22 protein-coding genes are annotated in these 23,598 nt (G+C 68.9%); 14 read left to right on the top strand and 8 right to left on the bottom strand.

Features of this window, described 5'->3' with window-relative positions:
* Positions 1–28: 28 nt before the first annotated feature.
* From AC1IQ6_RS18265 to AC1IQ6_RS18250, 4 genes are all read right to left on the bottom strand, one after another.
* Positions 29–1,012: a Bug family tripartite tricarboxylate transporter substrate binding protein gene (locus tag AC1IQ6_RS18265; RefSeq protein WP_485865121.1), complete on the bottom strand. Its 984-nt coding sequence runs from the start codon at positions 1,010–1,012 to the stop codon at positions 29–31.
* Between the two features lie 89 nt (positions 1,013–1,101).
* Positions 1,102–1,881, bottom strand: coding sequence for an SDR family oxidoreductase (locus tag AC1IQ6_RS18260; RefSeq protein WP_485865120.1), 780 nt, complete (start codon positions 1,879–1,881; stop codon positions 1,102–1,104).
* A 25-nt stretch (positions 1,882–1,906) separates the two neighbouring features.
* Positions 1,907–2,842: a 4-hydroxy-tetrahydrodipicolinate synthase family protein gene (locus AC1IQ6_RS18255; protein WP_479730177.1), complete on the bottom strand. Its 936-nt coding sequence runs from the start codon at positions 2,840–2,842 to the stop codon at positions 1,907–1,909.
* A 210-nt stretch (positions 2,843–3,052) separates the two neighbouring features.
* Positions 3,053–4,012, bottom strand: a complete 960-nt coding sequence (locus AC1IQ6_RS18250) for a LysR family transcriptional regulator (protein ID WP_485865119.1) — start codon at positions 4,010–4,012, stop codon at positions 3,053–3,055.
* A gap of 132 nt (positions 4,013–4,144) precedes the next feature.
* Here AC1IQ6_RS18250 and AC1IQ6_RS18245 point away from each other — a divergent pair, with 132 nt between their 5' ends.
* Positions 4,145–4,603 carry an Lrp/AsnC family transcriptional regulator gene (locus tag AC1IQ6_RS18245; RefSeq protein WP_102771709.1) on the top strand — a complete coding sequence of 153 codons (459 nt, stop codon included), beginning with the start codon at positions 4,145–4,147 and terminating at the stop codon, positions 4,601–4,603.
* A 12-nt stretch (positions 4,604–4,615) separates the two neighbouring features.
* Here the strand turns inward: AC1IQ6_RS18245 and AC1IQ6_RS18240 are convergent, their stop codons facing one another.
* Positions 4,616–7,303 carry a winged helix-turn-helix domain-containing protein gene (locus AC1IQ6_RS18240; protein WP_485865118.1) on the bottom strand — a complete coding sequence of 896 codons (2,688 nt, stop codon included), beginning with the start codon at positions 7,301–7,303 and terminating at the stop codon, positions 4,616–4,618.
* A 285-nt stretch (positions 7,304–7,588) separates the two neighbouring features.
* On the opposite strand from AC1IQ6_RS18240, the gene AC1IQ6_RS18235 reads away from it, so the two are divergent.
* Positions 7,589–8,698 (top strand): 2,5-dihydroxypyridine 5,6-dioxygenase NicX family protein, encoded by a 1,110-nt coding sequence (locus AC1IQ6_RS18235; RefSeq protein ID WP_102771707.1) that lies wholly within the window; start codon positions 7,589–7,591, stop codon positions 8,696–8,698.
* 62 nt (positions 8,699–8,760) lie between these two features.
* Here the strand turns inward: AC1IQ6_RS18235 and AC1IQ6_RS18230 are convergent, their stop codons facing one another.
* Complete coding sequence (locus AC1IQ6_RS18230) at positions 8,761–10,227, bottom strand: aldehyde dehydrogenase family protein (RefSeq protein WP_479730175.1); 1,467 nt, start codon at positions 10,225–10,227, stop codon at positions 8,761–8,763.
* Between the two features lie 219 nt (positions 10,228–10,446).
* Here AC1IQ6_RS18230 and AC1IQ6_RS18225 point away from each other — a divergent pair, with 219 nt between their 5' ends.
* Entirely contained in the window at positions 10,447–12,069 is a 1,623-nt protein-coding gene (locus AC1IQ6_RS18225; protein ID WP_485865117.1) for a carboxylesterase/lipase family protein, read from the top strand.
* Positions 12,070–12,080: 11 nt separating this feature from the next.
* A complete protein-coding gene (locus AC1IQ6_RS18220; RefSeq protein ID WP_102771705.1) occupies positions 12,081–12,815 on the top strand; it encodes an alpha/beta fold hydrolase in 735 nt (244 codons plus the stop codon).
* Positions 12,816–12,824: 9 nt separating this feature from the next.
* On the opposite strand, the gene AC1IQ6_RS18215 is transcribed toward AC1IQ6_RS18220, so the two are convergent.
* Complete coding sequence (locus AC1IQ6_RS18215; protein WP_102771704.1) at positions 12,825–13,511, bottom strand: alpha/beta hydrolase; 687 nt, start codon at positions 13,509–13,511, stop codon at positions 12,825–12,827.
* Between the two features lie 110 nt (positions 13,512–13,621).
* On the bottom strand, positions 13,622–14,488 hold the full coding sequence (locus tag AC1IQ6_RS18210; RefSeq protein WP_168202334.1) for a helix-turn-helix domain-containing protein: 867 nt from the start codon (positions 14,486–14,488) through the stop codon (positions 13,622–13,624).
* Between the two features lie 225 nt (positions 14,489–14,713).
* Between AC1IQ6_RS18210 and AC1IQ6_RS18205 the strand changes: the two genes are divergently transcribed.
* From AC1IQ6_RS18205 to AC1IQ6_RS18160, 10 genes are all read left to right on the top strand, one after another.
* A complete protein-coding gene (locus AC1IQ6_RS18205) occupies positions 14,714–14,989 on the top strand; it encodes a hypothetical protein (RefSeq protein WP_146748022.1) in 276 nt (91 codons plus the stop codon).
* Positions 14,990–15,380: 391 nt separating this feature from the next.
* On the top strand, positions 15,381–15,617 hold the full coding sequence (locus tag AC1IQ6_RS18200) for a hypothetical protein (protein WP_111827259.1): 237 nt from the start codon (positions 15,381–15,383) through the stop codon (positions 15,615–15,617).
* A 348-nt stretch (positions 15,618–15,965) separates the two neighbouring features.
* Positions 15,966–16,232, top strand: a complete 267-nt coding sequence (locus tag AC1IQ6_RS18195; protein ID WP_111827260.1) for a hypothetical protein — start codon at positions 15,966–15,968, stop codon at positions 16,230–16,232.
* Positions 16,229–17,632: a hypothetical protein gene (locus AC1IQ6_RS18190; protein WP_485865116.1), complete on the top strand. Its 1,404-nt coding sequence runs from the start codon at positions 16,229–16,231 to the stop codon at positions 17,630–17,632. The genes AC1IQ6_RS18195 and AC1IQ6_RS18190 overlap by 4 nt, the downstream gene beginning before the upstream one ends.
* Positions 17,629–18,231, top strand: coding sequence for a pilus assembly protein (locus AC1IQ6_RS18185; RefSeq protein ID WP_485865115.1), 603 nt, complete (start codon positions 17,629–17,631; stop codon positions 18,229–18,231). Before AC1IQ6_RS18190 ends, AC1IQ6_RS18185 begins: the two co-directional genes overlap by 4 nt.
* Positions 18,228–18,905: a hypothetical protein gene (locus tag AC1IQ6_RS18180; protein ID WP_485865114.1), complete on the top strand. Its 678-nt coding sequence runs from the start codon at positions 18,228–18,230 to the stop codon at positions 18,903–18,905. The genes AC1IQ6_RS18185 and AC1IQ6_RS18180 overlap by 4 nt, the downstream gene beginning before the upstream one ends.
* The gene (cpaB, locus tag AC1IQ6_RS18175; protein WP_485865113.1) at positions 18,902–19,765 is read left to right on the top strand and encodes a Flp pilus assembly protein CpaB; all 864 of its coding nucleotides are present in this window, start codon (positions 18,902–18,904) and stop codon (positions 19,763–19,765) included. Before AC1IQ6_RS18180 ends, cpaB begins: the two co-directional genes overlap by 4 nt.
* A 5-nt stretch (positions 19,766–19,770) precedes the next feature.
* The gene (locus tag AC1IQ6_RS18170; RefSeq protein WP_485866584.1) at positions 19,771–21,105 is read left to right on the top strand and encodes a type II and III secretion system protein family protein; all 1,335 of its coding nucleotides are present in this window, start codon (positions 19,771–19,773) and stop codon (positions 21,103–21,105) included.
* Positions 21,106–21,109: 4 nt separating this feature from the next.
* On the top strand, positions 21,110–22,759 hold the full coding sequence (locus AC1IQ6_RS18165) for a TadA family conjugal transfer-associated ATPase (RefSeq protein ID WP_111827265.1): 1,650 nt from the start codon (positions 21,110–21,112) through the stop codon (positions 22,757–22,759).
* Entirely contained in the window at positions 22,756–23,598 is an 843-nt protein-coding gene (locus AC1IQ6_RS18160) for a type II secretion system F family protein (RefSeq protein ID WP_485865112.1), read from the top strand. Before AC1IQ6_RS18165 ends, AC1IQ6_RS18160 begins: the two co-directional genes overlap by 4 nt.

Here is a 23,598-nt window from a genome sequence, read left to right as displayed (position 1 = left end):
GCTGCCCTTCGGCCCGCTTGAGCGCGCTTTATTCCGCGGTGATGTGCGCCTGTTCGATGATGGTGCTGTAGCGCGCCGTTTCCGCCTGGATGTACTGCGCGAAGTCCGCGCCGTTGCGGTATGCGCTTTCGAATCCGAGGCCGCTGAGCTGTTCTTTCATGCTGGCCGAGGTCATGACCTTCTGCGTGGCGGCGTCCAGCTTCTTCTGGATCGCGTCCGGCAGTTTGGCCGGCGCCCACAGGCCGTACCAGGAATAGAACTCGAAATTCTTCAGGCCCGCTTCCTGCATGGTCGGCACGTCCGGCAGCAGCGGGCTGCGCTTGGCGCCGGTGACCGCCAGGGCGCGTATCTTGTCGGTCTTGACCATGGGCAGCGAAGACAGCATGGGGTCGATGAGCCCGTGCACCTGGCCGCCGATCAGGTCGGTCAGGGCCGGGCCGCCGCCGCGGTACAGCACGATGGGGATGTCCAGGCTGGACAGGCCGGCCTCATACGCGAACTGCGCGATGGCGAGGTGGCCGGCGGAGCCGAAGCCGGTGGTCGCGAAGCTGTATTTGCCGGGATCGGCCTTCAGGACCTTGACGAATTCCTGCACGGTCCTGGCCGGCACGTTGTTGTTCACGCTGAATATCAAGGCGCCCTGGGCCAGTCCGCTGATGGGGGTGAAATCCTTCACCGCGTCGAAGGTCATCTTCTTCTTGTAGAGCAGCGGATTGATGTTGTGGATCGAGGCGTTCAGGTACAGCGTGTAGCCGTCCGGGGTCGAGCGCGCGACCACGCCCGCGCCCACCATGCCGGACGCGCCGGCGCGGTTGTCGATGATGACCGACTGCTTCAGTTCCTCGCCGAGCTTGACGGCGAACATGCGGGCCAGGCTGTCGACGGAGCCGCCGGGCGGGTGCGGCACCACGATGGTGACCGGCCGGTTGGGATAGGCGGCGTCGGCGTTCGCCTGGGCCTGTGCCGAGCCCAGCAGCGCCAGGCCGCTGACGGCCATCGCAATGCCTTTCATGCAGCTTCGGCGTGTACGGAAAGAGGGTTTACGCATAGCGGTCTCGCTGAAATTGATAAGCACGGAACCCCGGGGCGGGCCTGCGGCGGTCAGTAGGTGCCCGGATAGGCGCCGCCGTCTATGAGAATGTTCTGGCCGCAGACGTAGCCGGACTGGGCGGCGCAGATATACGCGCACAGCGCGCCCATTTCTTCCGGTTCGCCGTAGCGTCCGGCCGGGTTGTTCGATCCGCGTTCGGCCCAGAGCTGGTCGAAGGTCTTGCCGCCCGGCTCCAGCATGCCTTCGATGTGATGCCGCTGGGCGTCGGTGGCGAATACGCCGGGCAGCAGATTGTTGATGGTGACGTTGTAGCGCACCGTCTGCCGCGCCAGGCCCGCGACGAAGCCCACCAGGCAGGAGCGCGCGCCGTTGGACAGGCCCAGCTCCAGCTGCGGCGTCTTGACGCTGCGCGAGACGATGTTGACGATGCGGCCGTAGCGCCGTTGCATCATCCCGTCCACCACGCGCCGGATCATGTCGATCGGACCGAGCGCCATGGAATCCAGGGCCTTGCGCCAGTCGTCCTGGGTCCACAGGCGGAAGTCGCCGGGCGGCGCGCCGTCCGCGTTGTTCACCAGGATGTCGGGCGCGGGGCAGGCCGAGAGCGCCGCCTCCCGTCCGGCATCCGTGGTGATGTCGGCGACCGCGAATCGGACCGGGGTTCCGGTGGCCTGCGCGATCTCGCGCGCCGCCTGGGCCAGCGTGCTTTCCGTGCGCGCGGCGATGGTCACGTCGACGCCTTCGCTGGCCAACTGCTGGGCGCAGGCGCGGCCCATTCCCTTGCTGCCGCCGAAGACTAGTGCGTGGCGGCCTCGAATCCCCAAATCCATTGCTCTGGCTCCTGGTGTCGCCCGGTCAGGCGGCCTTCAGTTCCGGCGAGTTCCAGCCGTACTTTTCGTGCAGTCCCAGCTCCTTGATGACGCGCAGGCCCTTGAGCAGCGGCTCGCCTTCCAGGCCGCGCAGCGGCTTGCGCAGTTCGCCGGCCGGCAGGCCGACGGCCTTCATCAGCGACTTGATGGCCACGGGATTGATCGCCGAGTACGAGTAGTGCAGCAGTTGCAGGTTGTCCAGATAGGCCTCGCGGAAGCTGGTGCTGACTTCGGGCTTGGTCCAGGGGCGCGAAATCCTGGCCAGCTCGGCCGGCGCGATGTTGCCGGTCATGTTGGCCGTGCCGTGGCCGCCCAGGCTCATGGTCGGCACGACCAGGCCCAGGTTGGGCGAGTCGCAGCACATCACCGACACGTCGGGCGCGCCGCGCAGCACCTGCGCCACCTGGCCCACGCGGGTCGTGGATTCCTTGTGCACGACGTAGTTGGGGTGCTTGAAGATGCGCAGCAGCTGGTCCCAGTGCAGGTCGCTTTTGACGCGCGGCGGGTTGTTGTAGATGCCCAGCGGCAGGTCGGTGGCGTCGGCCACTTCGAGGAAGTAGCTTTCGATGTCCGCTTCCGATGCGCAGATGTAGGCGGGCGCGGCCAGGATGGCGCCGTCGGCCCCGTTGGCCCGGGCGAAGCGCAGATAGTCCTTGGTCGCCTCGGTGTTGTTGCCGGTGCAGCCGTAGAAGAGCTTCATCTTGCCGGTCTTCATCTTGGCGGTCTCGACGATGATCTCCTGGCGCTCCTGCGGCGACAGCATGGAGACTTCGCCGGTCGAGCCCATGATGAGCACGGCGCTGGTGCCGTTGTCTTCCTGGAACTTCAGCAGTTCGCGAAAGGCCGGGTAGTCGGGGCTGCCGTCCTTGTTGAACGGGGTAATCAGGGCGACGAACGACCCTTCGATCTTCATTTTGCTCATTTCCATATCCTCGGGTGACGGTGTGGCGGTGATGGATCAAGCCGGGCAGGCGGCCTGTGTGTGGGAGGGGGCGACCGCCGGGGATGTAATGAAGTCTATGGGGACGGCTGGTGAAAACTTTTCGATTATTTGCCGCTTCCGGGGGCAAAAAGAGAAAAAAAATCACCGCAGGCGTGTCCAGCTGACGTGGGCCGCGCCGCGGGCCCGGGGTCAGGCCGCCGCGCGGCGCGCGGCGCGCCTGGGCCGGGGTGTCTTGACGGCGCTCCAGCGGTTCGCGCGTTCTTCGACGGTGGTGGGGAATATTTCCTGGCACAGCTTGTGCAGCGTGCGGACGAAGGGGTTCGACTTCAGGAACATGGCTTCGCCGAAGTAGATCGGAATCCGCGGCGCGTTGGGCAGCGCCACGCAGTTCAGGTGGCTGTCCGACTCGTCTATGCACCAGGTGGGCAGCAGCGCGAAGCCCAGCCCTTCCTCGACGCAGCGTTTCACGCTCATGCTGGTGGAGGTCGATACCGAGATCCTGGGCGGCTCGTTGTCCACCGACAGGTAGTCGAGCGCGATGTTGCGCAAGAGCTGCCCGGGCTCGTAGGTCACCAGCGGCCGGTCCCGCGCCCAATGAGGCACCGCGCTCTCGTCGGCCGGAGCAGGCCAGTCCGACGGAAACACGAGCGCGGGCCGATAGTCGCAGATCACGCGCTGCGGGATCACGGTGTCGCCGAAATAGCGCTCGCTCAGGCAGACGTCCAGCGAGCCGTTGCGGATCAACTCCGGCAGCGACACGTCTTTTTCATAGCCGACGATCTCGACGGCGGGGTACTTCTTGCGGAATTTCGCCAGCACCGGCGGCAACAGGTGGAAGAAGATCGCTTGCGGCATGCCGATGCGCACGACCGGGCGCTGCTTGTCGATCAGGCTGCCCAGGCGGGTCAGCATCACGTCGAATTCCGGGGCCAGCAGGCGATAGAGGCTGGTGCCGCGCGCGGTGAGCTTGATGGACTTGGCGCCGCGCCGGGCCACCACCAGCTTCTCGCCCACGCGCTGTTCCAGGCGGCGGATGTGATTGGCCACCGATTGGTAGGTGATGTTGAGCCTGCGCGCCGCCGCCGAGTAGGTGCCTTCCTGCGCCACGAAGAAAAAGGTCTGCGTCAGCGTGATGTCCACCTCTTTCATGGCGCCTCCGGCCGGCCGGACCCGACGGGTCAAATACAAATTTGCTTGTAGGTTAGAGTCAATGAATTGTATCGCTGCGATCCGGACCGGTCTATAAGATGGACCTTCAAGAGCAGGAAGCAGGTCAAGGCAATGGACAAGAAGGATCGATGCATACTCGCGCTGCTGCAGGCGGATGCGCGCCTGTCGAACAATGAAATCGCCGAGCGGGTGCATCTCTCGCCGACCGCGTGCTGGAAACGCATCCAGCAGCTGCAGCGCTCGGGCCTGATCCGGCGCCAGGTCTGCCTGCTGGACAACCACAAGGTCGGGCTGGGCGTGACGGTGTTCGTGTCGATCAAGACGAACCGTCACGACCTCAACTGGCTGGAAAAATTCGCGCTCGGCGTCAAGGACATGCCCGAGGTGATGGAGTTCTACCGCATGACCGGCGAGACCGACTATCTGCTGAAGGTGGTGGTGCCCGATATCGCCGGGTTCGACCTGGTCTACAAGAAGCTGATCCAGGTGGCGGAGCTGTTCGATGTCAGTTCCAGCTTTGCGATGGAAGAACTCAAATACACCACGGCCTTGCCGCTGGATTATCTCTGAACGCGGCGGCGCTCAGCCGACCAGCCCCAGCGCGCGGGCGGCGTCGATGGCCTGGCGGCGGCCGCGCACGCCCAGCTTGTCGAATATGCGCTGCATGTACCACTTCACCGTGCCTTCGGTGATGCCCAGGCGCAGCCCGACGAAGCGGCCGGTAATGCCCTGGCTCACCAGCGCCAGGATCTCCAGTTCCCGGTTGTTCAGCGGACTGCTGCGCGCCGGGTCCAGCCTTTGCGGAATGTCGATCTCCGCAGGGTCGGCATGGCCGCCCATTTGGCTCAGCAAGACCCGTGTGTAGATCTTGTCCTCGACCGCCAAGGGGCCGTCGGTTTCGTAAAGCCTGAGCAGCAGGGTGCGGGCCGGCGCGCCCTCGTCTATCCAGGTGCGCACGAAGCCGAACCTGGCGCTGAGCCTGACGGCCGGCGCCAGCAGGCGCATCGCCGCGCCGGTATCGCGCGCCAGCCATTTGCCGCGCGCCGCCAGTACCGCGAACAGCACCGCCTGGCGGTGGCATTTGCGCGCCATGCAGTGCTCCATCCAGCGCTGCATGGCCGTGGCCGCGCTGCGGGACTGCCCCGAGGCCAGCGCGATACGGCCCCACGTCATCGCCATGTTGGCCTCGCGCAGCGTCGCGCCTTCGGCCGGCAGGCGCGGCGCATCCGGCCGCAGGCCCAGGCGCGCGCCGATGTCGCGCGCCTGGTCGATGCCGCCGGCGGCCAGCAGCTGGCGCACGCGCTCGACCTCGAAGGCCTGCGCGATGTGCGGCAGCGCATAGCTGGCGGCGAAGTCCATGCCCTGCTCCAGGATAGCCAGGGCCTGCTCGGCCGAGCCGCTGGCGGCGGCGAGCCGGCTGCGCGTCATGAAATAGGCGACGATGTACTCGATCAGGCCGCCGGGCTGGCCGGCCTCGGGCGTGGCGTCGATCAGCTGCCGCGCCCGGTCGAGCGCGTTGCGTTCGTAAAGCACGTGGGCCGTCAGGACGGCGGGCATGGCCAGCACGCCGGCGGGCGCGCCGACCAGGCTGCCGGCCTGCGCCGCGGCCTGCGTATAGGCCTGCAGCGCCTCGTCGATCTCGCCGCGGCTTTCGTGGGTGAGGCCGAGTATGCAGTTGTGCCAGACCATCGCGTTGTGCAGTCCGCTGCCCTGGTACAGGTCCAGCGCCTTTCCCGAAGCGGCCGCCAGCCCGGGGTTGTCCATCTGCAGCGCGCGCACGAACATCCGCACGCTGTAGGCCGTGCCGCTGATGAAAGGCTCGGCGCAGGGATAGCGCGCAAGCCACTGCTCGCATAGCCGGGCGGCGTCCACGCTGTCGCCGCAATGGAAAGCCAGCACCATGCGCCGGTGCAGCAGCAGTTCGCCGAAATCGGAGCCGGGGTCGGCGCGGGCCGTCATGTGGGCCTGCGCCAGTTCGAGCAGATGGTGGGCCTGCGCGAAATTCCAGCGCATCGTTTCCATCCAGGCCCGTTCCAGCGCCAGGCGGGGAAACGCGCTCAGCGCGGCCGGCGGCAACGCGCGCGCGGCCGTCTGGAATGCGCTGTGGTTGCCCACATAGGCCAGCGTATTGCTGGTGGCTTCCAGGGTCTGCGCGATGAACGGCATGTCTTCCGTGGCGCGGGCCAGCGCCAGCGCTTCCTCGGCGCAGCCGTGCTCGCGGAACCACAGGCTGGCGCTGCGGCGCAGCGTCGCGCACTCGTCCGGATATTCCACTTCCAGCCGCTGTTGCAGGAATTCCTGGAAGAGCGGGTGGTAGCGGAACCAGCGGTCTTCGCCTTCCAGGCGCGCCAGGAACAGGCCGGCCTGGACCAGCACGTCCAGCATCCGGGCGCTGCGCGCGTGTCCCAGCAGCGCGTCGCAGTTGCGCGCGCACAGCCGGTCCAGGATCGACGTCTTGAGCAGGAATTCGCGCACCTCATCGGGCTGCTCGTCGAGCACGTGATGCAGCAGGTAGCCGCCGATCTCCGGATTGCCGCCGCGGTGGCGTTGCGCCGCGGCGCGGTAATCGCCGGTCTGCGCCAGCGCCGTGCGCGCCAGTTGCAGGCCCATGGCCCAGCCTTCCGTGGCCCGCAGCAGCGCGGCCGCTTGCGCAGGTTCCAGCCGGCATGGTGCGCAGTCGCGGAAATAGGCATCGGCCTCGCCGGCGTCGAAGGCCAGCTCGGCCGCACCGATGACGGCCAGGCGGTTCTCGGCGCGCAGGCGCCACAGGGGCAGGCGCCGCGCATCGCGCGCCGACAGCACGAAACGCATGGTGGGCGGGGCATAGCGGACCAGCGCCTCCAGGAAATCGGGCAGGGCGCAGGCGGCATGGTGCACGTCGTCCAGAAACAGCGTCAGCGGCGCATCGATGGCGGCCAGCTCGGCGAGCGCGGTGTCCAGGTAAATGCCCGCGTCGGCGCCGGCCAGCCCGAAGAATCGCCGCCCCGCGCCGGGACAGGCCTGGCGCGCAGCCGCCATCAGGTAGCGCAGGAAGTCCACCGGCGCGGCGTCGTGCCGGTCGCAGCTGACCCATCCGATCCGTTCTCCCTGCGCCGCCAGTTGCGCGTATGCCTGGCTCATCAGCGTGGTCTTGCCGTAGCCGGCGGGGGCGCAGATGAGCACGGCGCGCGGGCCGGCGCCGGTCAGCGCGCGGACCAGCCGCGGGCGCGCCAGCCAGGGGCCGGCCTGGGCGGCCGGCGCGAGCTTGGTCGGGATCAGCGTGGGTTGCATGGTGGGCGTCGAAGGGGGCGGATGTAACGGTGCCGGGCTCTCGTACCTTATCCGATACGCCGCGGCGCCTGAACCCCGGCTGGCTTGGGGATAACCCGTTGCCGGCCCGGCACTGATCGAATCGGATAGGCGCGGGCGAGGCCGGCCTATCTGATCCGGGGGGTGTGCCGGCGCGCGCGGGTGCGTAGTCTCGAATCGCCCGGCACGCCGCCTGCGGGCCGGGCCGTGCGGGGCAGCCGGCCGGGAAACGTCCGGCCCGTCATTCATACAAACCGTGAGGCAGACATGAGAAATGGAGCAGTACGCGCGCAAGAGCTGAACAACGCCCGTATCCCGTCGCTGTTCAAAAAGCAGCTGGAGAAATGCAAGGTCAAGGCCGGTGAAACCGTGGTGGTGCTGAGCGACCTCACCGTGCGCGACGACTACATCAATGCGGCCATCGTCGCGTCCGAGGAACTCGGCGCGGACGCTTACGAGATCCGCCTGGGCGCGGTGCCTAGCTGGGTGCGCATGGGGGTGGACATCATCAGCCGATGCAAGGGCGCCATGGACGCCCTGTGCAAGGCCGACGTGATCGTGCTGTTCCACATCCCCATCTGGGCCGAATGGATGCAACGGGTGGTCAAGGCCGGCGGACGCATCCTGCTGATCCACGATTCGCCGGACGACCTGGAGGAACTGATGGCGCCGGAAGGCCTGAAGGAGGCCGTGCAGTATTCCGACAACATCCTCAAGAAGGCGCGAGAAGGCCACATGACCCGCAAGGACGGAACCGATCTGCGCTGGAAGGGCGGCCAGTACGGCACCATGGCCTTGTGGGGCGCGGCGGACGACAAAGGCCACTGGGACCTGTGGGGCGGCGGCTTCGTGCAGATGTTCCCCAACGACGGCAGCGCCAACGGCCGGGTGATCCTGCAGCCGGGCGACATCATCATCCTGCCGTATTGCCGCTACGTGTCCGATGCGGTCGATATGCAGATCAAGGACGGCATCATCACGTCCATCGATGGGGGGCTGGACGCCAAGCTGATCAAGGATTGGCTGGAAGACAACCAGACCTCGCCGGACGACACCGATCCGTTCGCCGTCTCGCACCTGGGCTGGGGCCTCAATCCGCAGGCGCGCTGGTACTGGAGCGGTCTGTATGGCGACGTGCCCGAGCGCAATCGGGCCAACGCGCGCGTGATCGCGGGCAACTTCCTGTTCTCGACCGGGCCGAACACCCTGGGCGGAGGCACGCGTGAAACCATGGGCCACTGCGATATCCCGATGCGGGACTGCACCCTCACCATCGACGGCAAGCTGATTCTCGATGAGGGCCGTCTCGTCGACCCCAAGATGATCGTCCCGCGCGAAATCCGCAGTCAGGAGCCGGCGCCGTCGCTGCGCAGGTAAGCGGGCACCGCAGGCCAGCGGCGAGCCATTGGCCTGCTTTCGCGCAACATCGTCGGCGCGTATCACAGATACCAGGGAGCCGGCACCTCCGTCGACAGGGCGACCGTTTTCAGGTGGCTGTACATGTGCAGCGTTTCGCGGCAGACCTCGCGGCCGATGCCGCTGTCCTTGTTGCCGCCGAACGGCGCGCCGCTCATCAGGTTGGCGTACTGGTTGATCCAGACCGAGCCCACGTCGAGCGCCTTCGCGGTGCGCAGGGCGTGCTTCAGGTTGCTGGTGTAGATGCCGGCGGCCAGGCCGTAGCGCACGTCGTTGGCCTCGTGGATCATGCGGTCGAAGTCGTTCCAGCGGATCACCGACAGGACCGGCCCGAAGATCTCTTCCTGCGCGATGCGCATGTCGTTGGTCGCCTCGAACAGCGTGGGCGCGATGAAATAGCCATGCCCGTGCTCCGGCACCTCCACCCGCCGCCCGCCGGCCAGCAGCCGGGCGCCCTCGCGGCGGCCGACGTCGATGTAGTCCAGCACGCGCTGGCCCTGCTTGGCCGAAACCAGGCAACCGAGCTGGGTGTCGGCGGCCACGGGCGATCCGACCCGCAGCTGCGAGAATCCCGCGGCCAGCTTGTCGACGAAGGTCGCGTAGATGTCGTCGTGCACGAACAGGCGGGTGCCGGCCAGGCACGACTGTCCGTTGCAGAACGTCGCCGCGAAAGCGGCATTGTCGACCACGGCGTCCAGGTCCTCGATGTCCGGAAACACGATGTTCGGGCTCTTGCCGCCCAGTTCCAGCGACACCGGCACCAGGCGCTGCGCGCCCGCCGTGGCGACCACGCGGCCGATTTCGCTGCTGCCGGTGAAGGCGATCTTGGCGATATGCGGATGCGCGGTCAGCGCCGCGCCGGCTTCCTCGCCGAAACCCGGCACCACGTTAACCACGCCGGGCGGGAAGATATCGGCCAGCTTCTGCGCCAGCACCAGCGTGGACAGCGACGCGTTCTCGTCGGGCTTGAGCACCACCGTGTTGCCGGCGGCCAGGGCGGGCGCCAGCTTGAAGGCCGTCATAATGGCCGGCACGTTCCACGGAATGATCTGGCCGCACACTCCGATGGGCTCGCGCATGGCGATGAAATGCCCGTTCGGCGTGGGGCCGCCGAAGTCTTCCATCGTGACCACGGCCGCCGCGAAATAGCGGTACTGGCTGATGGCGAACTGGTGATCCATGCGCGTCTCGGCGAGACGGCGGCCGATGTCGCGCGCGTCGATTTCGGCCAGCCTGTCGATGTCGGCGGCGATGGCGTCGGCCAGCCGCAGCAGGCATTGCGCGCGTTCGGCCGCGGGCGTGGCGCGCCAGCCGGGCAGGGCCTCGCGCGCCGCGCGCGCCGCGGCGTCGATCTCGTCGGCGCCGCAGCGCGCGATCTTCGCCAGATGCGCGCCGGTGGCGGGATCGATCGCGTCGAACCAGGCGTCCGAGCGCGCCTGGAAGCTGCCGCCGATCAACGGCAGGTAGCGCTCGTCGAGCTGCATAGTCATGTGAATCTCCGTACTGGATGAAGGGAGGAAATCGCCCGGCCGCGCCGCGACCGATTGCGGCGGCCAACTTGACATCCCGCCCCGGGCGCGTCACCCCGCCGATTCGATAGGCCGCGTGCCGCCTATCCATCGAGGCAGGTGCCTTGCGCCATGCCGGACGCTACTGTCGACGGCTACAGGGCCGCCGGCGTCCGGCGCCCGCCAGGGCAGGGGAGAGCCATGAACACACATGCCGACGGCGCGCGGACCCGCGTGCAGGACACGCCCTCGGGCAGGCTGGCCGGGCGTCGCGCCGGCGGCGTCGACCGTTTCCTGAACATTCCTTATGCCGAGCCGCCCACCGGCGCCGGCCGCTTCCGCTCGCCGCGGCCCGAGCGGCCCTGGGCCGGCGTGCGCGAGGCGGGGCTGGCCGGCGCGGCGCCGCCGCAGACCGTCGCGGGCATCGTCAACTGGATCTATCCGGCGCCCGAGCGCACCGACGAGGATTGCCTGGGCATCAACGTCTGGACGCCCGAAGGGGCTGGCGCCAATGGCGGCGGGCGCAGGCGTCCGGTCCTGCTGTGGCTGTACGGCGGCGCTTTCGTCACGGGCAGCAACGGGCTGCCGCTGGCCGACGGCGCGCGGCTGGCGGCCGAGGGCGATATCGTCGTGGTCGCGCCCAACTACCGGCTCGGCATGCTGGGCTTCGCCGCCCATCCCGCCCTGCGCGATCCGCTGACGGGCGCGCAGGCGAACTGGGGGCTGCAGGACCAGGCCCGCGCGCTCGAATGGGTGCATGCCAACATCGAGGCGTTCGGCGGCGATCCCGACCGCATCACGGTCATGGGCCAGTCGGCGGGCGCCGTCAGCGCCTGCCTGCTGGCGCAGCATCCGGACACGGCCCCGCGCTTCGCCCGGCTCGTGCTGGCCAGCGTGCCGCATATCGCGCCGCCCGACGTGGCCACGGCCGAGGATCTTGCCGTGTACGTGGAAGACCTGGCCGCGCATTTCGGCACGACCGTGCCGGGGCTGCGGCATCTGTCCGCGCGCGACCTGACGCAGGGCGAGGCGGCCTTTTTCGCGGGCTACGAGGTGCGCACGCGCACCGGCCACGGACGCCGCTGGCCCGCGCTGGACGGCAGCGTCGTGGCCGCCTGGCCCGGCGCCCGCGCGCTGGCCGACAAGCCCATGCTCATCGGCAATACGCGTACCGAAAGCAGCTTTACGCTGGACCTGTACGACCCGCTGCAGGACGGCCAGCTGACGCCGCCGCTTCCGGACGGCAAGGCCGCGCTGCATGCCGCCGTGGACCGGCTGCTGCGCCAGCGGTTCGCGGGCGGCGCGCCGCGCATCGACGCGGCGCAGTTGCTGGCCGCCTTCGACCCGCAGGGCCGCGCGGCGCGTTCGCCCGGCGAGGTGCTGATCGCGCTCCAGAGCGACGCCGCGTACCGCTATCCGACCTGGCGCATCGCGCAGGCGGCCGCCGCCGCGGGCAACGGCTCGGTCTACTACTACGAGTTCGCCCAGCCCCTGGCCGCGCCGGCCCGGGGTACGCCGCACAATGCCGACGTGCCGTTCTGGTTCGGCACGCACGGCCATCCGTTCTACCGGCCGAAGCTGGGCGCGGGGGCGCAGGTGGAACGCCTGTCGCTGGCGATGCGGACCATGCTCATCAACTTCGTGCGCGCGGGCGAGCCGTCCGGCGCGGGCCTGCCCGCCTGGCCGGCGCTGCCGCCGGCGCCCGGCCTGGCCGCGCCGCGCATCATGCGCTTCGGCGCGAACGCGGACGGCGAATGCGCCAGCGTCGGCGAGATGCCGGATGTCGAACGCTTCGAGGCGCTGGCGCCGCTGCAGACCTTCTGACTGGAGTCACCATGAACGACAGCTACACCTTCGTGCTGATTCACGGCGCCTGGCACGACGGCGGCCTGTGGGCGCCGGTGGCCGAGCATCTGCGGCTGGCCGGGCACCGCGTGCACACGCCTACCGTCGCCGGACACGGCGCCCATGCCGACAGGCAGGTATCGCACGCCGACGGCGTGCGCTCCATTGTGGACTACCTCCGCCAGCACGAGCTGCGCGACATCGTGCTGGTGGGGCACAGCTTCGGCGGAAGCATCGTCTCTCGCGTCGCCGAAGAAGTGCCGCAGCGCCTGCGCCGGCTGGTCTACTGGAACGCCTTCGTGCTGCGCGACGGCGAGAGCATCGCCGACGTCTCGCCGCCGGCCTACAACCGCATGATGGATGAAATCGCCGCGCGCAGCCCGGACAACACCGTGACGCTGCCGTTCCACGTCTGGCGCGACAGTTTCATCGGCGACGCCGGCCTGGCCGTGGCCCGGCATACCTACGGCCTGCTCAGTCCGGAGCCGTACCGCATGCTGACCGACAAGGTGCCGTTGAAGACCTTCGAGCAGCTGGAGGTGCCCAGGACTTACTTGAACGCGCAGGCCGACGTGGCCATGCCGCCCGGCCGGTACGCCTGGTTTCCGCGTTTCGCCGAGCGGCTTTTCCCGTGCCGGGTGGTGCACATGCCCGGCAGCCACCAGGTCATGTTCTCCGATCCGGCAGGCCTGGCCCGCAAGCTGTGGGAAGCGGGGCGCGACTGAAGCGGCGGGCTATGCCGACGCCGCCCTGTCGATCAGCGCGGCCACGTCCTCGGCTTTCGATGCCAGCGAGGCGTGGCTGGCTTCCAGCGTCACCACTTCGCGGGCGTCCAGCCGGCCGGACATCCAGACCTGGTTCTCGGGCGCGATCATGCGGTCCTGGCTGGACACCTGGTACCAGGACGGCTTGTGCTTCCATGCCGGGTCGGAGACGTTATTGCCGAAGGTCGAGGCCAGCGGCGCCTTCTGGGTCACCGCCATCACCAGCGCCTCGTCGGCGGACAGGTCCTGGCAGAAGCTTTCATGGAATTTGTCGGCGCGCAGCCACAGATAGCCGTCGCTGTCGGGCGCCAGGTTGGGCGCGGCCGCCGGCAGATGCCGCTGCGTGATGCCGCCGGGACTTTCGCCGGCGTCCGGCGCGAAGGCGGCGATATAGACCAGCCCGGCCACGTTCGGCTGGTTGCCCGCCTCGGTGATGACGGCGCCGCCGTAAGAATGGCCCACCAGCAGCACGGGGCCTGTCTGCTGCGCAATCATCTTGCGCGTGCGCTCGGCGTCGTCGGCCAGCGAGGTGAGCGGCATTTCGACGGCGTGCAGATCGCGGTAGCCCTTGCGCGAAAGCGCGAGTATGACCTTGCTCCAGTGGGCCGCGCCGCCCCAGAAACCGTGGACAAGAATGATGGCGGGTTTGTCGTTCATGTTGCTCCTCCGGGATTCCGATAAGCGGTCTGAGGACAAACTGAACACAGGCGGTTCAGTATCGGGCCAATTCTCCGGTTGCGGCAAGAAAAATGATCGCCGCCGGGGCGCTATCCCGCGCGCAGCCGCTTTCTCGCCTGGGACGGCGTCAAGCCCCACGCCTTGCGGATCGACGCCGACATGTGGCTGTGGTTGGCGAACCCGGCCAGCCGCGCCACTTCGCCCAGGGAGGAGCGGGTGGACTGCATCAGGTTCCTGGCCGCCATCAATCTCATCTGCAGGACATACTGGTGCGGAGGCAGCCCCGTGGTCTGCCTGAATGCCCGGGCGAAATGACTGGGCGAAAGATGGACGAGTTCCGCCATCGATTCCAGGGTCAGGCGTTGCGCGAGATTCGCCTGGATGTAGTCATTGATCATTTTCCATTTTCTCTGCGGCAATCCTCCGGTCGGCCGGCCGGCGCCATCGTGGGCGCGGGACGTGTAGCGGCGCAGCATATGCACCAGATACAGCGTGCAAAGCGCGTCCAGGCACTCTCCATGGCCGAGATCGGTGCTTTGCGCCTCGCGCAGCATGCTGCGCGAAATCTGATTGGCATACTCGTCCACATGTCCGATGCCCGGCGCCGCGAATTCCACGGCGTCATCGAGTTCTTCTTTCCAGGCAAGCGATCGCAGGTGCTCGTCCGGCACGGCGATGAACACGCACTCTTTGTATGCGCCCCACTGAGAGGAATAGTCCGAGCCTTGCGGGATTATCTCCAGGCATCCGGCGCGGGTGAAGCCGAATTCCGCTCGATCGGAATTCAATGCCAGCGCCCGCTGCGGCACCGGTGTCAGGAAATTCATGAAATAGTGGGAACTCGCGGTCGAGCGGTGTTCATTCGGATGAATCGAGGCGTGCACCAATGCGCCCCTGCCCAGCAAGTACGAAGGGCCCCAGGCCTGCGGAAATTCTTCCAGTATGTTTTTGTTCATGTGCAATATCTGAACGACGATAGCGACAGGCGTGAAACTACCGACTTCCGCCCAGTGGCGGACCATGAGCTTAATATGATCCGCAGGCGCGCTCAATCATCCAGCGTGCAAATTAACTCCATGAAACGCGATGCCTCCGAACCGCGATTCATGGCAGTTGGAGGTATCGAAATACAGCATGGGTAAAGCCCCGTCCGCAATGGCTCGGTATTGCGGAACGGGGTAATGCGGCGCGTAGCGTTACTTCTTCGCGGTGCTGGCCGCTTGCGCCTGCTTGGCGTGGTGCTCGGCCTTCTGCTGGTGATGCTGCACCTGCTGATGGTGGTGCGCAGCCTGTTGATGATGATGCGCAGCCTGCTGGCTGTGATGGGCAGCCTGCTGCTGGTGGTGGCTTGCCAATTCATTGTGCGTGGCGGCCGGTTCCTGCGCAAACGCGCTACCGGCGGAGAAAGCTGCGATTACCGCAACGCTTGCAAAAAACTTGCGAACCATTTCAGATGACTCCTATTGACAGAGCAGAATGCTCGATTTTCATACCCTTGAACCGGGCGAATCAATAATACGGTAGGGTCTCGCGGCAATTTGCCCCGCCGTAAGGAGCGCATCGCAATTTCGATCGTTTTCTGCTAACTCGCCAATAAGTGTCAATACTGAAAAATAGCGGGCAATTATTATTTTATGAGTTCATCCGCCAAGCATTCTTCTTTTCCGGCGCACTGTCGAAATCATGCTGTTTGACGGATTCTTGAGCGGCCAGCATTGCGGACACATAGTTGTGTGACAATCGGCCCAGGTTCCAAGGGATACCCTGGATTCCCGACAAGCGCATGCGCAACGGCGCTGTCGCGGGTGAACCGTTCTTATTTTTCAACGGAAAAAGGGAGAAATCAGAATGATGGCGTTGGCTTCGCGCATTAAATTGCTGCCGGGTTTTCTCGTCGCAGGCTCACTGCTTGCCGGATGCACTGCGCTCGATGAGATGGAAGCCGAAAACTACAGGCGCAAATGCGATTCCCTCGGAATCTCCAGATCCAGCCCGGCGTACGACAACTGCATACTCCAGCAGCAGAAACTCGAAGAAGAAGGCATCCAGCACTCCATGGACCGGCAGTCGCACAGCCACAAATAATCCATTCTGGAAGCAATGCAGCGGGGCGCCTGCCCGGGCGCCCCGTCTGTTTCCGGTCCCGGGGCCGGAAATGGAAGAGCGCCCCAGCTCATGGTGAGTCTGGAGCGCTCCTGCCCGGTTTCGCACGCGATGGGTGTCAGACAACCGGGCAATTCCAATCTACTGCCGCCCGGATGGTCGGGCAATAGGGAAAACCCTTGAATATTAAAGGGTTACAACATCGTCCGGCGGGCGCTGCCGAGCCGTCAAGCCGCCGGTGACGCTTTTGCCCGCCTCGGTATCCGCGAATTGTCGCCTCCGGTCCGCAAACCGACACTGAAGCCTACTTTCACGTGCCGGAGAACGGATATGTCGGGATATCGAAAGCGTCAATTGGGCCAGGGCATGACCGAATACATCGTGGTCGTGGCCCTGGTCGCCGTGGCGGCGATTGCGGTGTACCAGTATTTCGGCCAGGTCGTGCGCTCGCAGACGGCGGCCATGGCGCGCGAGCTCGCGGGCGAAAACGGCGGCACGGAATCGCGCGCGGCGCGGCAGGCGGCGAAGAAAGCGGCTGCGCAGACCAAGGCGCGTTCCTTGAAGTCCTTTACCGGCAACGCCGCGGACGCCAAATGACCCGGCCCGGCCGCGCGCGTTTGCCTGGCCAGCAAGGCCAGGCCCTGGTGTTGGGGCTGCTGGTGGCGGGGTTGGGCGCGGCTGCTCTCGTGGCCCTGTACAACCTCGGGCAGACCGTGGAGGCGCGGGCCCGGCTCACGCACGCCGCCGACGCCGCGGCATACAGCGGCGCGCTGCAACAGGCGCGCACCCTGAACGCGCTGGCCTACGCCAACCGCACGCAGATCGCCCATCAGGTGGCGATGGCGCATCTGGTCACGCTGGCGGCCTCGGCCCGGTATGCCCGCAAGATGCAGGCGCAGCGCCTGCGCGCCAATCCGCCGGCCGGCCTGATCGCCATGCTGTTCGGCCCCGACCTGGGGCTGGCCTATGGCGCGGCCCGGGCCGTGCCGGGGGCCGAAGAGCGGCTTGCCGACGCATTCGGCCGGCACGACCGCATCGTCCGGCAGGTGCTGGAGGCCGCGGCCGCCACGGCCGTGGCCGAGCTGCCCCGTTCCCGCGAGCGCATCATGCGCAAGGTGCTGTCCGCGAACTTTCCGCAGGCCGCCGCGGCGGATGCCGCGCCGACCCTGTCGCTGCGCCTGCTGTCCGACGGCTGGCCGGGTTATGTCGAACGCCGACTGGCCACGCGCCGGTCCGGCCTGCGGCCGGCGGTCGAACAGGCCGTGGCGCGCTACCGTTTCCTCGACAGCCGCAGCGCCACGCGCCGCAATCCGTGGGTGGTCAGTCCGCGCTGCCCCTTGCATCGGCACGAACTGCGGCGCCGCGGATTTACCTGGCTCAGCCCCGACGGACGCTGGGGCGCCCTCGACACCCAGTCCTACCACGCGCTGCGGTCGAACCGCTGGATCGGCTGCTATTACCGGGAATACGCAATGGGTTGGGCGACGGCGCAGGGCGACAAGAGCCGCGCGCCCGAGGGCCTGGAATACGTGGACGAACCGCCGCCGGATTTTTCCCAACAGGACTTCTGGCGCTGGGTCGAACTCTCCACGTCCTGGAATATCTTCGAGGGCGCGACCAATCCCTTGGCCAACTCATACGCCATGGCCGACGCCCAGCGCTGGGGCGCCACGGGGCTGCCGGCCTACCGCGAAGTCGCCGCCGCCCGCGGCCGCGCGCCGCTGCGTTTCGCGGTGTCGGTCAGGCTGGCGGGCTCCGCCCTGAAAACCACGGACGCGGGCAGCTCGGTCGCCGCGCCCGTGGGCCGGTTCGCCTACGCCGCCTTGGGCCGGGCCGGGGCGGTCTCCGTCACCTCGGCCGCCGAAACCTATTTCGTCCGCCCGCAGGCACGGGCCGACGGGCGCGGCGAACTCGCCACGCTATTCCGGCCGTACTGGCAGGCGCGGCTGTCCGCCGTCACCGCCCAGGAAGCGGCCGGCGCAAGGCAGGCGCCATGAAGCCGCGCCAGCACCGGCAACACGGCCAGGCCATGATCGAAGCGCTGCTGATGCTGCCGCTGCTGGCCGTCTTGGCATGGGCCGTCACGCGCATCGGCGGGCTGCAATACGCGGCGCAGGAAATGGCCCAGGCCAGCCGCCAGGCCGTCATGGCCGCCGCGCGGGGCCAACCCCTGGCAGGCGTGGATGGCGCCGCGGCGCGCGCGAATCTCTCCGGCGCGGCCGAGACCCTGGACGGCGTCGCTGCGCCGCGCCTTGCCGGTTTGCAACAGGCCTGGTTCGAGGCCGGCCTGCAATTGCTGAGCGTGCAGGCCCAGGCCGGGCCGCAAGCGCTGCCGGTCTCCCGCCGCACGCATGTGGCAAGCGGCGCCGGCTACGCCTGGGGCGACGCCGACGCGCAGCGCCGCATCGGGCAGGCGCCGCAATCGTGGCGGCGCGCGCAAGCGGCCTCGCTGGTCCAGGCCCGGCGGCTGTCCGGCCTCGTCGAGCGCATGGACGGTCCCTGGGGGCGGCCGCGGCTGTCGCTGGACTGGCTGTCCGGCTGGGCCGACGTGGTGCCGGCCGATCGGCTCGGCGCGCGCCGGAAGGGCAGGCCATGAACGCGGCGCCTTCGATCGTCCTGCGTCTGGCGCTGGCGGGCGCGCTGGCTTGCGCGGCGGGCATGTGGCCGCCGCCGGCCGCGGGCGCGGGCCCGGCGGCGCTGGAGGCGCTGCGCCTGCCGGCCGGGTCCCGCCGCGAACCGCTGGCCGATGCGATGTGGCTGCATGGCATGCCGGCGCGGGTGCAGGTGTTCGACGCGCCGCTGGGCGTTTCCGATCTGGTCCGTTTCCTGTCGGGACAACAGCCCGCCCTGGCCGATCTGCGCGTGCTGCCCGGGCAGGCGATCCTGTCCGGGCGCATCGGGCATGAGCAATGGATCGTCCAGATGGAAGGCCTGGGGCCGCGGCGGACCGTAGGCAGCATTTCGGCGGCGGACACGCGCGCCGTGGCCGGCCCGCCCAGCCCGCAATGGCTGCCGGCCGGCGGCAGGCTGCGGCTGGACATCGCGGTGCGCGACGGCGGCGTCCTGGTCACCGAGCGCATCTGGCAGTACGGCGAGCCGCCGGCGCGGCTGGCCCGGCGCGTGGCCCAGGGCCTGAAGCGCGCCGGCTGGCGTCCGCTGCCTGCCGCGGGCGCGCCGCAATGGTGGACCAAGGGGGCGGCGCGGCTGCGCATTTCGCTGGCGCCGCTGGCCGCCGGCAGCGGGCTGCTGACCAGCGGGTGGACGCCATGAAAAGCTGGCTCATCCAGGCGCGGCAGCGGCTGCGCCGCGGCGGCGTGTATGCGCTGGCGCTGGGCGCGGGGCTGGTATCGGCCTGGGCGGTGCGTGAACACGTGCAGCAACGCATCCAGGTGCTGGAGGCCGAAGCGCGCGTGCCCCTGGTCAGCCGGCTGGTCGCGGCCCATGACCTGCAGGCGGGCACGCGGCTCGACGAATCCCATCTGGCCGTGCGCGACATTCCGGAGCAATGGGCGTCAAGCGCCAGCATCGACCCGCTGGACCTCGACGGCATACTCGGCGCCACCTTGCAGTCCGACGTCGCCCGCGGCGAATCGCTGCTGCGCGCCTATCTCAGCTTCGATGCGCCGGCGCCCGCGCTGGCGTCGCGGCTGCGGGCCGGGCAACGCGCCCTGAGCGTGGCCGCCGCGGACCTGGGCGGGCTGGCGCAGATGCTGCGCGCCGGCGATGCGATCGACATCTACGTCAGCTTCACGCACCGGCAGCGCGAGCTGACCGTGCCCGTCCTGCAAGGCATGCGCGTGCTTGCCGTGGGCAGCCAGGGCGAGGACGACGGCGATGGCGGCAGCCCGGGCAACGTCACGCTGGCGGCCAGCCCCGAGGAAGCCATGCGGTTCGTGGCGGCGCGCCAGGCCGGCGCCCTGACGGCCCTGCTGCGCCATCGCGACGACGCGGCCCGGGTGGCCCGCAGCCCGCAAAGCGACCTGGCCGCCCTGATCGGACTCGACCCCGCGCCCAAGGCCGCGCCGGGCGTGGCCATCCTCTACGGCGACCGGCTCGACGCGCAGGCCGACGGGTTCCTGCGGGACGCGGCGGCCGGCATCGCAACGGACACGCGGGAGGAGCGGCCATGACGCGCATGCTCGCGGCGCTGGCCGCGCTGGCGATGTGCCTGGCCTGCGCGGCGGCGCGTGCGCAGGCCGAAGTGCTGGAGTTGCAGGTGGGGGAAACGCGGGTGCTGTCGCACCCCGGCGTGCGGCGGGTGGCCATCGGCAACGGCCAGGTGGTCGGGGCGGTCGCGGCCGAGGGACGCGAAGTGGTGGTGTTCGCGCGCGCCGAAGGCGTGTCGTCCATGCACGTCTGGACGGGCAGGGGGCAGCCCCGGGCCTACGAACTGCGGGTCGTCGCGGCGGGGGCGCCGCAGTTGCGGGCCGAGGTGCGCGAGCTGCTGGGGCGTATTCCCGGTGCGCGCAGTTCGGACGTGGGCGGGCGCATCGTGATCGAAGGCGACGACCTCTCCGACGACGACCGCGCGCGCATCGCCGCCCTGGCCGAGCGCTATCCCGCGGTGCTGGACTTCACCGGGCAGGTGGGCTGGGACCGCATGGTGCTGCTGGACGTGCAAGTGGTCGAGATCCCCACGTCCAGGCTGAGGGAAATGGGCGTGCGCTGGGCCGGCGTGAGCCAGGGCGGTCTCAACGCCGCCCTGGCGTGGGACGCGGGTTCGCTGGGGCGCATGAGCCGCCCGGGAGAGGCCGTGGTCGCCACCGCCGGCGCGGCCACGGCGGCCGCCGGGTATTTCGGCGTCAATGCGCTGCTGTCGGCCCGCCTGGCCGCCCTGGCGCAAAGCGGCGAGGCCGTCATGCTGGCGCAGCCCCAGCTGCTCGCGCGCAGCGGCGCCAGCGCGACCTTTCTGGCCGGCGGCGAAGTCCCTTACGCATCGACGGATGCGCGCGGCAATTCCACCACGCTGTTCAAGCCGTATGGCGTTTCGCTGCGGATCACGCCGCGCATCGATCGCAACGGCGTGATCCGGTCCCTCATCGAGGTGGAGGCCAGTTCGGTGGACGCCTCGCTCAGCGTGCCGGGCGGGCCCGCGCTGCGCACGCGCCGCGCCTCCACCGAATTCAACGTCCGTTCCGGTAGCACGCTGGTCATCGGCGGCTTTCTGTCGCGCGAACGCGCCAGCGAGGTCAGCGGCCTGCCCGGACTGCAGGACATTCCCATCCTCGGCGCGCTGTTCGCGTCGCGCCGCTACCAGCTGCGCGAAACAGAGCTGGCGATATTCGTCACGCCCAAAATCATTTCGCAGAACGAGCCGGCCATGGCCGACCGCGTGCGCCGCGGCCGCGATGCGCTCGATGCGGCGTTTCCCGAGCCGCCCCGGCTCGGAACCGCGGCGCCGGCCGCCGCCGCCGGCTGGGACCCCTATACGGGCGCCGGCTCCCAATGGGTGGGGCAGAAGAAGGAGTGACACCATGCTTGCCATAGAACTGACGTTCGAGGATGCGGCCGTGCGCAGGCTGCAGGCGGCCGCGCCGCTGCTGATCGGCCGGGGCGCGCATTGCGGCCTGCGCATCGCGAACTGGCGCGTGGGGCGCCAGCATGCGCGGCTGCTGCGCGAAGACGCGGCCATCGTGCTGGAGGACCTGGGCACGCTGGGCGGCACCATGGTCAATGGCGCGCGGATCGTGCGCCATGCGCCGGTGCTGCCCGGCGACGAGATCCTGATCGGCCCGTGCCGGTTGCGCGTGTCGCTGGCCTCGCCGCCGCAGGCCGCGCCGGCCGCCTGCGCGTCCGAGCCGCCGCGTCGCGCGCAGGCCGACCCCTTGCCCGGGCCGCCGCAGCACCTGCTGCACGAACGCCGGCGCCTGCATGCGGCGCTGCTGGAAGCGCTGGACCTGCGGCGGCGCGACGTGGCGGGCATGAGCGACGCCATGCTGCGCGCCGAGGCCGAGCGGCTGCTCACGCAGATCGTCGCGGATGACCTGGACCTCGCCGCCGGCACGGACCGCGCGGCGCTGTGCCGCGAGGTGCTGGACGAGGCCGTCGGCCTGGGGCCGCTGGAGCCCCTGCTGGCCGCCGGCGATATCACCGAGATCATGGTCAACCGCCACGACGAAATCTACGTGGAGCGCGGCGGCCGGCTGTCGCGCCATCCGGCCGCCTTCACCAGCGAGCAGTCGGTGCGCTGGGCCATCGAGCGGATCGTGACGCCGCTGGGGCGGCGCATCGACGAAAGCTCTCCCATGGTGGATGCGCGCCTGTCCGACGGCTCGCGGGTCCACGCCATCATTCCGCCCGTGGCGATGAAGGGCGCCAGCCTGACCATACGCAAGTTTCCGCGGCAGCGCCCGCGCATGCCCGACCTGATCGCGGCCGGGTCCCTGAGCGACGCGATGGCGCAGTTCCTGGGGCTGTGCGTGCGCACGCGCAAGAACCTGGTCGTCTCCGGCGGCACGGGTTCGGGCAAGACCACCTTGCTCAATATTCTGTCCAACGAGATTCCGCAAGGCGAGCGCATCGTCACCATCGAGGACGCCGCCGAGCTGTGCCTGAACCACGAGCATCTGGTCGCGCTGGAGGCGCGGCCCGCCAACCAGGAAGGGCGCGGGCGCATCGATATCCGCGAACTCGTGCGCAACGCGCTGCGCATGCGGCCGGACCGGATCGTCGTGGGCGAGTGCCGCGGGCCGGAGGCCTTCGACATGCTGACCGCAATGAATACGGGGCACGAGGGCTCGTTGACCACGCTGCACGCCAACTCGGCCCGCGACGCCCTGGGGCGGCTGGAATCCATGATCCTGATGGCCGGGCTCGACCTGCCGCTGTCGGCCGTGCGCGAACACATCGCGGCCAGCGTGGACGTCGTGGTGCAGCAGGCAAGGCTGGCCGACGGGCAGCGGGCGGTGATGTCCATCACCGAAGTGACCGGCATGGAAAGCGGGCGCATACAGTTGCAGGAATTGTTCCGCTACGACCGCCGCCACGGCTTCGCCGGCTGCGGCGCCATGCCCGGCTTTGCGCGCGAATGGAGTGAAAGCGCAGCCGGCTTCGATCCCGGCTGGTTCTCCGACGCGGCGGGGCGCGAGGCCGGCGCATCGGCCTATCCGCAGGTCCTGCCGTGATCTGGCTGGCCGCGGCGGGCGCAATGATCTGCGCCATCGTGCTGGCCTGGCGCGCGCAGGGCTGGTTCGCGCCCGCGCTGCGGCGCTACCGCGAGGTCTACACCCAGGAGGCCGGGCTGAAGCTGAGCGAAGTATTCCTGTTCATCGATCCGGCCCAGCTGTGGGCCGGGGCGATGGTGTGCGCGGCCCTGGCCGCCGCCCTGGTGCTGCCGCTGACGGGCAGCGCCGTCGCGGCCGCGCTGGCCGCGGCGCTGGCTTCGCGCATGCCGCGCGCGCTCATCGACGCGCTGCGGCGCAGGCGGGCGCGCCGCTTCGAGCAGCAATTGCCCATGGCCCTGCTGATGCTGGCCTCGGCGCTGCGGGCCGGGGTCGCGCTGGGCACGGGCCTGCGCCACGTCGTCGAGCAAAGCAGCGCGCCGCTGGCCCAGGAATTCGGACTGATGCTGCGCGAACAGCGCATGGGCGTGCCCTGGGACACGGCCCTGGAAAACCTGCTCGGCCGCATGCCCGCCGAAGCGACTTCGCTGGTGGTGGCGGCCATGCGCATCGCCGCGCAGACGGGGGGCAATCTGGCCGAGGCGCTGGAGAGCATCGCCCATACGCTGCGCGCCAGGCTGCAACTGCAGGCCAAGCTGGTGGCGCTGACCTCGCAGGGCCGGCTGCAGGCCTGGATCGTGGGCGCGCTGCCCATGCTGCTGGCCGTGCTCGACCGCCTGGAACCTGACGTCATGGGCTTGCTGTGGCGCACGCCGATGGGTTGGGCCGTGCTGGCCGTGGTGGCGGTGCTGGAGACCGCCGGCGTGCTGCTGATCCGGCGCATCATCCGCATCGATATCTGA

This window comes from Achromobacter sp. MUI-25009338, from assembly GCF_057359325.1.
Note: the sequence above shows the minus strand (reverse complement) of the source record. Positions and strands in the feature narration are given on the sequence as shown.